The sequence below is a fragment of the Sulfitobacter sp. HI0027 genome, from assembly GCF_001634775.1.
In the GTDB taxonomy this organism is placed as follows: domain Bacteria; phylum Pseudomonadota; class Alphaproteobacteria; order Rhodobacterales; family Rhodobacteraceae; genus Sulfitobacter.
Genome location: NZ_LWER01000137.1, coordinates 1 through 275, shown reverse-complemented (window position 1 = coordinate 275; position 275 = coordinate 1). Strand labels below are relative to the sequence as shown.

Here is a 275-nt window from a genome sequence, read left to right as displayed (position 1 = left end):
GGCTATTGGAAGGCGTTCGACAAAAGCTATTGGTCGCATCTGGCCGCCGGTCCGCTGGCGCGGGGCTATGCCGTGGCGATACCGTCTTATGACCTTTGCCCCGATGTGCGTATCTCTGAGATCTCCACGCAGATCGCCGCTGCGCTGACCGAAGTGGCGAACCGCACACAGGGCACCATCGTTCTGTCGGGCCATTCGGCGGGCGGGCATTTGGTGGCGCGCATGACCGACCCCCTGCTGCTCGGGGCCGAGGTGCGCGACCGGATCACGCGGAT

1 pseudogene is annotated in these 275 nt (G+C 65.1%); it reads left to right on the top strand.

The annotated features are described in order from the left end of the window. Nucleotides 1-275: pseudogene (locus tag A3722_RS08170) on the top strand (alpha/beta hydrolase fold domain-containing protein); the annotation flags it as partial.